This is a genomic window from Limnospira sp. (genome assembly GCF_051859755.1).
In the GTDB taxonomy this organism is placed as follows: domain Bacteria; phylum Cyanobacteriota; class Cyanobacteriia; order Cyanobacteriales; family Microcoleaceae; genus Limnospira; species Limnospira fusiformis.
Genome location: NZ_JBIMLI010000163.1, coordinates 1 through 9,683, shown reverse-complemented (window position 1 = coordinate 9,683; position 9,683 = coordinate 1). Strand labels below are relative to the sequence as shown.

Genomic DNA, 9,683 nt, shown 5'->3' with positions numbered 1-9,683 from the left:
TACCTTAACGGGTAATAGTGCTATCGTCGCATTGTCAGGCAATAGCCGGATAAATGTCGCGTAAATGTATCAGGTATAGACAATGGAAAACGAAACAAATCCGTGGAACGAAATGGCCAATCAATGGGTAAACACCTGGACTCAGACCGGAAATGACATCTGGAAAAACTGGTTTGATCTGATGAGTGGGTCAGGAGTATCTGACACCGATAAAAATGGCCAGTCCCACTCCGGGGGAATAACCGAACAAATGGCAAAAAATCAGGCCTCATTGATGCGTTTTCTACAATTTTCCTTTGAAGCCTGGAAAGATATATTACCAAAAGTTGAATCTGGTGCGAATTGGGAACAAACCCTAGAAAACTACTCCCAGCAAATTCGCCAGCAAATGGAACAATATATGAGTGTTCCCACTAAGATGACCGGAAGCGGCACGACCCTGGGGAAACTCTACATGGAACAAATGCAGAAGTTTAACCAAATGTGGATGAACTACAGCGGCGCGGCTATGGTTCCCATGGGTGAAGCCATGATGGGTAAAAGTGAAGCATTAATCGAGTTAAATAACCTCTACTGGGAACAACTGTATCAACCCAGCCTAGGAACCCTGCTACAAAGTCCGATGTTTGGTATTAGTCGCGAGTTGAATAGTACCATGATGAGTCATTTTCAGGCTTGGATAAATTTTTATCGCGCTAGTAATGATTATCAGGTAGTTTTAGCAGATATCCAAGTCCGCGCCTTTGAGAAGTTAATCGAAAAATTAGCGGCGGGAGTTAGCAAAGGCGAAAAAGTCGAAACTTGGCGGCAGTTTCAGCAGTTATGGAGTGTGGCTATAGATGATGTATTTGAGGAAACTTTCTGTTCCGAAGATAAACTCAAAATTAGGGGAAGGTTTATTAACTCCCTCAACGCCTATCGACTAGAACAACAAAAGTTGATGGAGATTTCTATGCGATCGCTCAATCTCCCCCTCCGCAGCGAAATTGACGAAATGCACAAAATCATTTACGAACTCCGCAAAGAGGTTAAATCTCTCAAAAAACAGATATCCACCATGACAGCATCTTCACCCAAACCCGAGTCAATTCAAGAAGTAAGTTGAGAGAAAGTTACTCCTAATATTTGTCTCAACAGTCTGACTCAATTCGTGATCCAATTTAATATGTCTTTGCTTGGAGGACATCAAGCTATGTTACCTTTCGCCTTACAAATGGGTTTAGAAGACTTAACCCAGGAATATGCAGACCTCACCGAAAAAATTGTTCATGGTATGGACAACCTTAGCAGTTTACGGGAGGAAGAAATTATCGTTGGGGTCACACCCAAAGAAGCAGTTTATCAGGAAGATAAAGTCACCCTTTATCGTTTTGAACCCAAAGTCAAAAAAACCCTTTCTGTACCCCTGCTAATTGTTTATGCTTTAGTCAATCGTCCCTTTATGGTAGATTTGCAAGAGGGTCGTTCCTTAGTTGCTAATTTACTCAGTTTGGGATTAGATGTCTATTTGATTGACTGGGGATATCCTACCCGTAGCGATCGCTGGTTAACCTTAGATGATTACATCAACGGTTATATTAATAACTGTGTTGATTTTCTGCGCGATCACTATGAACTCGATAAAATCAACCTCCTAGGAGTTTGTCAGGGAGGAACCTTTAGCCTCTGCTACAGTTCCCTATATCCCGAAAAAGTGCAAAACCTCATCACCATGGTTGCGCCAGTCAACTTTGATATGCCAAATACCCTGTTAAATGCGCGGGGAGGCTGTACATTGGGACCGGAAGCCATAGATGTTGACCTCATGGTTGAGGCTTTAGGTAACATTCCCGGCGACTATTTAAACATCGAGTTTCTGATGTTAAAACCCCTACAATTAGGATATCAAAAATATCTCGATTTACCCGAAATCATGGGAAGTCGCGACAAACTGCTAAACTTCCTCCGCATGGAAAAATGGATTTTTGATAGTCCCGACCAAGCCGGAGAAACCTATCGCCAATTCCTGAAAGATTTTTATCAGGAAAACAAACTAATCAAAGGCGAAGTAATGATTGGTGATTCTCGGGTAGATTTAAGCAATATTACCATGCCAGTTCTCAACCTCTACGCCGAGAAAGATCACCTAGTCCCCCCTTCCTCTTCCCTAGCCTTAGAGGAATACATCAGCAGTGAGGACTACACCGCCAAATCCTTCCCTGTAGGTCATATCGGTATGTATGTCAGTGGTAAAGTACAGCGAGACCTACCCCCAACCATTGTTGATTGGTTAAAAGTGCGAGAGTAATTTGATTAGCGGCTAATTAGGGGGGGTTGACAAAAACAATCTACCCCCTTCCGCTTTTTTGATGCCTTACTTCACACTCTCGGCAGTTTTACGCATAGTATTAAAATACTCTGTCCAGAGTTGTTTTTGAGCATCCAGCATCATTTGGGTGGTCTGCTTTTGTGTCTCCAGATAAGACTTAACCATTTCCTCCTGCAATTTCAGAGTCTGTTCAAAACCCTCTGATAAATTAGAGGGAGGCTTCCAACCCGGAAAACCCTCCATCCAAGTGTCAAACCATTTTTTCTGCAAGTCTACCATTTGCTTTTGGTAATCTTCAAAAAGCTTAGTATCCATATTGCATAAACCAGTAAATTACTTCTCGCCAATCAAATCTGACTCTGATTGACTCCATAGCGATTCCCGGCCAGTCGTTTCCTAAAGCCTGGGAAACACTACCCTAAATTATAAGATAATTTGCTCAAAATTGATGCTTTTTAGCTAATCTATAGATTTGTAACAAAATCTCATTTTTCCCATCAATTGACCCCAGGTATTCTCAAAAAGCCGCCGACCTAAGCGCTAGGGAGGATCTTAGTTTACGGAATATTAACCGAATTTTAATCTTTAGAAGCGATCGCCAACAACAATCTATCCCCAGACATAAATTGTAGTTTGAGATACCACTGCTGAGGGATTTTAGCCACATCAGTTCACCAAGAACTTTTTTATTAAGTTTTATTATGTTAAGCTGTGTTACAGTAGATTGCTAAAACACTACCATCCAGGTAAAGACCACTGCCAACTTAGGAGAGCAGCATCCCATGATACAAGCAGTTGCAACAACCAAGTTTGCGCCCACCCATACGAAACAGACCCCCCTAAGAATTATCGCTTTGGGGGACAGTCTGATTTATGGATTCGGAGATCCAGTCGGCGGAGGTTGGGTAGAACAATTGCGACGCGAGTGGATGTCTCCAGAGAAGGGCGGTCATGCGCTTTACAACCTAGGGATTCGTGGTAATACCGTCGCCCAAGTTACCCAGCGTCTCGAGCAGGAATTTCGGCAACGGGGAGAATTAAGAAACCGCCTACCAGACCTAATTATTTTATCAGTAGGACTCAATGACACCCCCCGCTTAGGAAGACCCAACGGCCGATCGCTCACAGATTTCGACGCATTTCGCATCCATGTCGCCACCCTTCTGGAAAGGGCCCAAAGCCTCTGTCCAGTCATCTTCGTAGGAATGCCTCCCGTTGACGAAAGCAAAATGCCCTTTTTAGGCTGTATGTACTACAACCACGCGGACCAATACGCCTACAAAGAAGCCACACGGCGAGGCTGCGAAGTCCGGGATATCCCCTATTTAGATATATTCGACCTGTGGCTGTCTCGTGGGGAAGATTGGGTGCGATCGCAACTGAGTTCCGACGGTTTACATCCCAATGTTCAAGGCTACCAAAGTTTACTGAAAGACGTTCAGAATTGGGAGCCCATCGCCAACCTAGGTTAAACCCAACCCCCCCAACTTCTGGTTATTTATTGGTAACCAGAGGTATCTGTTTAGCCCAATCAAAATAACTATCCCACCACTGTTTTTGAGCAGTGGCGATAGTTTCCAGGGCTTCCTGCTGTATTTTCAGAGTCCCATTGACAGTTTCTTGTTGAAAATCTAACGCCTTCGTCATAGCCTCAGAAGTATTAGATAGATCCTTGATACTGTCCCAACTATTTTTCCAGGTATCCAGCCATTGTTGCTGATAGTCTTCAAACCAATTTTTGCTCATGATTCCCTCAACGGTGAAAACAACAAAATAACCACAACTCGCAGCGGGTAAGCACCTACTGCTTATGATCAGTCTCAGCAACCACCACCCCACCAGTCGCCGTCCCAGGTAGTGGCGATCGCTACTCTCAAAATCTATAAACGTCAATTCTGTTTCGTCTGGTGAGTAATTATACCATCATTATCTGAGATTGAATACCTGATTCTACCAATTTCAGGTGTTGAAACCCGATCTTTGGCTGACATTGTGATCCAGCCTTCCCCGTCCGTCATCACAACCCCCACCATAGATCTGGCTAAACTGTCAAGATATCATGACATTATCAATTCCCAGTAAAATTAAGTAGATATCAAAAAGTTCTATTTAATGTGCAACACTTCCCTTTCGGCAAAAAAGTTATACCATGACAGGTCTAGCCACTTCAGCATTTTACCAATCCCTGACAATCCCGGTTTATCCTCAGTAAATTTACGGAAACAGACCCCACAAACAACCCCGGAAATTTCAGTGAAAATACATATTGGCAAAATGTAGTCAAAAATGTAATCTGGAATCAGAGTATAAATTTTCCATGCTAATAACTCAGCCGAGATTCTCTAATTCATTGACACAACCGCGAAAATATGGCGCTGGTATCGGCAAATTGTCAGTGTAATTATGACTGTGGAACCCCCAGAGAGTGTTAATCCCAGGGAAAATGGCAGATTTCCCCCTTGTGGTCTAGTCCTGTGGCGGCGCACGGCTCCAATCAGAAGCTATGGGAGAAGCGGGAGATGATGTACTTCAAGCTAACTTGGCGGGTGATTGTTTGACTGATGGCGGAAGTTATCTAAATTCTGAGAGTATTTATTAATGCTAGGAATTAGGGAACTTTAAGTATAGCGATCGCCTGTGGAGTTAGTCATTAATAACCAAGAAGATTTGGGAGTGACATCTCATGGATGAAATCGTAAGAAAATTAGCAGGTGTGGGTTTACCAGCAGTGGTTCTGTTAATTACCATGGCGACTACAGGACTGACGGGAGCCGCCGCGATCACAGCGGCTTTAGCAATGCTAGGACCTGGTGGGATGCTGGGCGGAATTGTATTATTAGGAATCATTGGACTAGCATCGGACGCATTGACTAAATATGGTTTAAAAACGCTTCTAGTGGAAGTTTATTGGCAACGGCTCCAAGATGGTGAAAGTCCGTCGAAGTTATGCCGTGAAATTGATTGGCTGCCAATTACCAAGGAATTGAAATTGGTACTTAAAGATTCCCTGGGTCAGTTGTGACGGAAAAAGCGATCGCCCTTTGTGGCTCGGGTTTCACCCAACACTTGTGGCTCGGGTTTCACCCAACACTTGTTGCTGGGGTGAAACCGGAACGCGATCGCCCTTATCAAGGGTAACACAATTTACCATGTTCGATGTAGCTTGGTAGGTTGGGTGAAACTCCGTGAAACCCAACAGGGAGAGAGATGGTGGCGTTGGGTTTCGTAGCGACCCCCAACCTACTTAACTGGGTAGCGGAGCCATCGGGTTACATCGAAGGTGGTTCCCGTCAACTTGATCGCCCGACCAGAGCGATCGAAAACCGGACCGCCTCGGGCGTTGATATGGCGAATTTCCCCATCGTTGGCTCGAATGATGCGTAAGTTCACTTCAAAGGCTTTTCTTTGCAGTGCCGGAATCCGAATCGCCTCCTCGTGGAGTGGGAGATCGTCGGGGTGAATCAGGGCCGAAACTTCTTCGGGTTTGGGAGCCGGCAGATTCGGATCGAGGCCATGGATGAGAAAAAGTTCCTCCGTCCAATAGGTTTCGCGAGTTTCGACATCGAACTCCCAACACCCGACATGAGCCATTCGTTGAGCATTTCGCAACATCATTTCCGATCGCCGCAGTCGAGCTTCAATATGTTTGCGATGCTCAATTTCTCCGTGCAGGCGGGCATTCGCCACCATCAATTCTTGCCAGATGTTGGCGGCCATGGAATCGAGCATCTCTTTCGGGGGATCGGATAATCCCTTGGCGGACTGGGTTTCAATGTTGTAAACCGGATCGAGACAGTATCCCCGACCGTAGTGGGTTTGAATCAAATTGTTAATTCCCGCCTGTTCGAGTTTACGGCGAATGCTGCGGATGTGGCTGTTGATGGTGGCATCGGTGGGCAATTCATCGTCCAATGTCCAGAGGCGATCGCCAATTTTGTCGCGAGAAAACATTTGCCGGGGATGCCTCAAAAATAGCTCCAGAATTTGATATTCCTTGCGGTTGACTTTCAAAATTTGACCGCAGCAGGTGATCTGCCCGGAGGCGGGATTGAGAGACATGGGCCCCCAGGTGAGCAGGGGACTAGCCCGACGCAGGCTCCGCCGCGCCAGAGCCCGGAGATGAGCCAGCAGTTCTGGGATGCGAATGGGTTTCACCAAACAAGTATCCGCGCCGCTATCTAAACCCTCGATACAAGTCTCCGCATCGGAAGGCTCCAACATCAGCAAAACGATCACCGGGTTGCCCACATCCCGCAACCGACTACAGAAGGCAATTCCATCCAACTTGGGTAACAGCAACTCCAGCAAAACCGCATCGTACATAAATGCCTGGATCAATTCCCAAGCCTCCTCGCCATCGGTGGCCACATCGACGACAAAGTTTTGGCGAGATAAGTCTTGATGCAGTTGGTTCTGTAGGGTTGTGTCCGGGGAGGTGAGCAGAATTCTCATGGTTTGGTGTCCGGCTCGGGTAAATCGGCGGGAGCATACCTCCCACATTACACAAACTTTTCAGATTTCGATCATATATTATTCGGGTGTAGTTAAATCGGTCAGAGTGACTCTATGATTCCCGCCTCACATCAGGCCAATGATTTCATTCAAAAGAATGCCGTAACGAGCGGTGTAATCAACGCCATCATCAACGGCGTGATCGGCTGGCTTATGTTTCGAGGAAAAGAGACGATACCTCTGACCGTTGACACGATATCAGCCCATGAAAAAACGGTCTTCTCGACGGGGGTGATGACGGCATTCATGCTGTCGCTCATCTTAGGAACGATCGCCTTTTTTACATTCGGCAAAAAAGCCAAAGATTTCTCAGTTCCATTCCCCGAACTTTTAAACCGACCCTTTTTATTTTTTGGGGTGAGAACTATCCTATTTTATTCTCTGTTTGCCTTCGGTACGGTGACATTGTTTGCCCTCTTTTTACAAAAGTTTTTGGGAACGATTCCCGTGACACCATTAGTCGGTGCCATCATCTTGGGTATCATTGCCGGGATTGCCTCTTGGTTTATCAATGCGGCGGTCATGAAAGCCATGCTGCGGCACGAGTAGTAGAGCCGTTTCATTAGCCCTCGAAAACTAGCGAGCAGGAGAGGGATATTTGGCGGGAGAAAGGGTTAATTTTGATTATTTTTACGCCCGATTGAAGACTCTCTCCCCCATGTTTTCAGGTTGATAATTCGGATGGGATATGACGAGTATTTAATATTGTGGAGATTTTGCAAGTATGACAGTTTTGGAAACCTTCGGACTCCAGGATCAAGTCGCCATTGTCACGGGGGGCGGTGCCGGTATCGGTCGGGGCATTGCCGAATTATTTGCCCAGGCTGGGGCGGCGGTGGTCGTCAGTGATTTAAAAGAAGAAACGGCCACAGCAGTAGCCGACGGCATCAAGGAAAAAGGCGGTCGCTCTATAGCCGTGCCTTGCGATGTCACCAAGGATTCCGACTTGGAAAATTTGGTCCAGTCTACCCTCGACGCTTTTGGCAAAATTACCCTGCTAATCAACAATGCCGGGGGGGGCGGTCCTCAACCTTTCGATATGCCGATGGATACGTTTATTTGGGCTTACAAAATCAATGTATTTTCCGTGTTTCATCTGTGCCAATTGTGCGCCCCCCACATGGAAGCAGCCGGACAGGGGGCGATTTTAAATATCTCTTCGATGTCGGCGGAAAATAAGAATATCAACATGGCATCTTACAGTTCTTCCAAAGCCGCCGTCAGCCACCTGACCAGGAATATCGCCTTCGATTTGGGACCCAAGGGAATTCGGGTGAATGCGATCGCCCCCGGTGCCATCAAAACCGACGCGCTGGCGAAGGTGCTGACCCCCGAAGTCGAAAAAGTCATGCTCAAACATACCCCCTTGGCGCGGTTGGGAGAACCCAAGGATATCGCCTATGCGGCATTGTTTCTCTGTTCCCCCGCAGCCAGTTGGATCAGCGGGCAAGTGCTGACCGTCAGCGGCGGCGGCGTTCAGGAATTGGATTAATTTTTCGCCTGAGAAACTGACTGTATTTCAAAGTATTTAAACCCCAAAAGGAGACCACCATGAGCAATTTTGATTCCTTCGCCGACTTTCGGATGAATAACCATGTGGCGATCATCACTGGCGGCGCTCAAAACATCGGGGAAGCGATCGCCAAAACCTTTTCCGGTGCCGGGGCGAAGGTGATGATTGCCGACTTGAACGGAGAAAAAGCCCAGGCTACCGCAGCCGCTATTCAAGCCGAAACTGGCAATGAAGCATTGGGCATCGGCTGCAACGTCACCGTCGAGGCAGACATCCAAGCCTGCGTCGCCAAAACCGTCGAAGCCTTCGGTGGCATTTCAACCCTGGTCAATAACGTCGGTTGGGGCAAAGCCTACGACGACCCCCTCGACGTTCCCTTGGAAGAGATGGTCGAAAGCTACAAACTCAATACCCTGTCAGCCATGCGGATGACCTCCGCCTGCCGCCCCTATCTCCTGCAAGCCGAAAATGCCACCATCACCAACTCCGGTTCCCTGGTGGGGGTCTTGCCCGCTTTTGACTTCATCGCCTACTCCGCCGCCAAAGCCGCACTCAACCACATGATGCTGGGTTTAGCCCACTATTTTGCCAAGCAGGTCCGCATCAACACGGTGCTGATCGGTACAGTCATCACCCCGGGCTACGCGGAGGCGGGTTTAGATGAACAGGCTCAGTACGCCCTGGCTCACCCCGACAACCTGACCGGGCGGGCTGGCAAACCCCAGGATATTGCCAACGCCTTCCTGTGGCTGGCTTCACCGGCGGGGTCCTGGGTGAGCGGCCAGACCTTGCAAGTCTCCGGCGGTGGCAAGCGGGTCCGCCTAAAGCCCGAATAAATCCGAGGGGGCGATTCCAGATGAAAATTTGGACCCTTTTTCACCCCCGGCAAACAACCAAAACATGGGCTGAGTCCCGCCGTTCCCACGGTTGCAGAAGTCGGGGGAGATGCCGTCCGCCCAGGGGGGTTATGTGTGGCTAGGTTATACGAACAGCACTGGAGCATGAAAACCTTGTCTCTTTAGCTCTTGGTAGGTTGGGTTTCACCCAACATTTGTAGGTTGGGTGAAACGAGGGTGAAACCCAATATAACGGAGAGATGGTGGTGTTGGGTTCCGTACCTCCACCCAACCTACTTAAATAAGCGATCGCTCTTGGTAGGTTGGGTTTCACCCAACATTTGTAGGTTGGGTGAAACGAGGGTGAAACCCAATATAACGGAGAGATGGTGGTGTTGGGTTCCGTACCTCCACCCAACCTACTTAAATAAGCGATCGCTCTTGGTAGGTTGGGTTTCACCCAACATTTGTAGGTTGGGTGAAACGAGGGTGAAACCCAATATAACGGAGAGAT

10 protein-coding genes are annotated in these 9,683 nt (G+C 47.5%); 7 read left to right on the top strand and 3 right to left on the bottom strand.

The window, feature by feature from the left end:
* Positions 1-82: 82 nt before the first annotated feature.
* Positions 83-1,105 carry a class III poly(R)-hydroxyalkanoic acid synthase subunit PhaE gene (gene phaE / locus ACTIE0_RS20790; RefSeq protein ID WP_006621798.1) on the top strand — a complete coding sequence of 341 codons (1,023 nt, stop codon included), beginning with the start codon at positions 83-85 and terminating at the stop codon, positions 1,103-1,105.
* A gap of 87 nt (positions 1,106-1,192) precedes the next feature.
* Complete coding sequence (phaC, locus tag ACTIE0_RS20785; RefSeq protein WP_006621797.1) at positions 1,193-2,287, top strand: class III poly(R)-hydroxyalkanoic acid synthase subunit PhaC; 1,095 nt, start codon at positions 1,193-1,195, stop codon at positions 2,285-2,287.
* Positions 2,288-2,353: 66 nt separating this feature from the next.
* On the opposite strand, the gene ACTIE0_RS20780 is transcribed toward phaC, so the two are convergent.
* Complete coding sequence (locus ACTIE0_RS20780; protein ID WP_006621796.1) at positions 2,354-2,623, bottom strand: hypothetical protein; 270 nt, start codon at positions 2,621-2,623, stop codon at positions 2,354-2,356.
* A 467-nt stretch (positions 2,624-3,090) separates the two neighbouring features.
* On the opposite strand from ACTIE0_RS20780, the gene ACTIE0_RS20775 reads away from it, so the two are divergent.
* The gene (locus ACTIE0_RS20775) at positions 3,091-3,780 is read left to right on the top strand and encodes a GDSL-type esterase/lipase family protein (RefSeq protein WP_006621795.1); all 690 of its coding nucleotides are present in this window, start codon (positions 3,091-3,093) and stop codon (positions 3,778-3,780) included.
* A 22-nt stretch (positions 3,781-3,802) separates the two neighbouring features.
* Here ACTIE0_RS20775 and ACTIE0_RS20770 read toward each other — a convergent pair whose 3' ends face one another.
* On the bottom strand, positions 3,803-4,054 hold the full coding sequence (locus ACTIE0_RS20770; protein ID WP_006668011.1) for a hypothetical protein: 252 nt from the start codon (positions 4,052-4,054) through the stop codon (positions 3,803-3,805).
* A 937-nt stretch (positions 4,055-4,991) separates the two neighbouring features.
* Here ACTIE0_RS20770 and ACTIE0_RS20765 point away from each other — a divergent pair.
* A complete protein-coding gene (locus ACTIE0_RS20765; protein WP_006621793.1) occupies positions 4,992-5,330 on the top strand; it encodes a hypothetical protein in 339 nt (112 codons plus the stop codon).
* Positions 5,331-5,548: 218 nt separating this feature from the next.
* Here the strand turns inward: ACTIE0_RS20765 and ACTIE0_RS20760 are convergent, their stop codons facing one another.
* On the bottom strand, positions 5,549-6,760 hold the full coding sequence (locus ACTIE0_RS20760) for a winged helix-turn-helix domain-containing protein (RefSeq protein ID WP_193520457.1): 1,212 nt from the start codon (positions 6,758-6,760) through the stop codon (positions 5,549-5,551).
* Between the two features lie 114 nt (positions 6,761-6,874).
* On the opposite strand from ACTIE0_RS20760, the gene ACTIE0_RS20755 reads away from it, so the two are divergent.
* From ACTIE0_RS20755 to ACTIE0_RS20745, 3 genes are all read left to right on the top strand, one after another.
* Positions 6,875-7,369 carry a hypothetical protein gene (locus tag ACTIE0_RS20755; RefSeq protein WP_006668009.1) on the top strand — a complete coding sequence of 165 codons (495 nt, stop codon included), beginning with the start codon at positions 6,875-6,877 and terminating at the stop codon, positions 7,367-7,369.
* 175 nt (positions 7,370-7,544) lie between these two features.
* A complete protein-coding gene (gene hdhA, locus ACTIE0_RS20750) occupies positions 7,545-8,312 on the top strand; it encodes a 7-alpha-hydroxysteroid dehydrogenase (RefSeq protein WP_006668008.1) in 768 nt (255 codons plus the stop codon).
* Positions 8,313-8,371: 59 nt separating this feature from the next.
* Positions 8,372-9,169 (top strand): SDR family oxidoreductase, encoded by a 798-nt coding sequence (locus ACTIE0_RS20745; protein ID WP_006668007.1) that lies wholly within the window; start codon positions 8,372-8,374, stop codon positions 9,167-9,169.
* The last annotated feature ends 514 nt before the right edge of the window (positions 9,170-9,683 follow it).

Excerpts from the sequence above, each read along its gene's own strand:
- phaE (WP_006621798.1), top strand. The coding sequence starts at position 83 with ATGGAAAACGAAACAAATCCGTGGAACGAAATGGCCAATCAATGGGTA.
- ACTIE0_RS20745 (WP_006668007.1), top strand. The coding sequence starts at position 8,372 with ATGAGCAATTTTGATTCCTTCGCCGACTTTCGGATGAATAACCATGTG.
- ACTIE0_RS20765 (WP_006621793.1), top strand. The coding sequence starts at position 4,992 with ATGGATGAAATCGTAAGAAAATTAGCAGGTGTGGGTTTACCAGCAGTG.
- ACTIE0_RS20770 (WP_006668011.1), bottom strand. The coding sequence starts at position 4,054 with ATGAGCAAAAATTGGTTTGAAGACTATCAGCAACAATGGCTGGATACC.
- ACTIE0_RS20760 (WP_193520457.1), bottom strand. The coding sequence starts at position 6,760 with ATGAGAATTCTGCTCACCTCCCCGGACACAACCCTACAGAACCAACTG.
- ACTIE0_RS20755 (WP_006668009.1), top strand. The coding sequence starts at position 6,875 with ATGATTCCCGCCTCACATCAGGCCAATGATTTCATTCAAAAGAATGCC.
- ACTIE0_RS20775 (WP_006621795.1), top strand. The coding sequence starts at position 3,091 with ATGATACAAGCAGTTGCAACAACCAAGTTTGCGCCCACCCATACGAAA.
- ACTIE0_RS20780 (WP_006621796.1), bottom strand. The coding sequence starts at position 2,623 with ATGGATACTAAGCTTTTTGAAGATTACCAAAAGCAAATGGTAGACTTG.
- phaC (WP_006621797.1), top strand. The coding sequence starts at position 1,193 with ATGTTACCTTTCGCCTTACAAATGGGTTTAGAAGACTTAACCCAGGAA.
- hdhA (WP_006668008.1), top strand. The coding sequence starts at position 7,545 with ATGACAGTTTTGGAAACCTTCGGACTCCAGGATCAAGTCGCCATTGTC.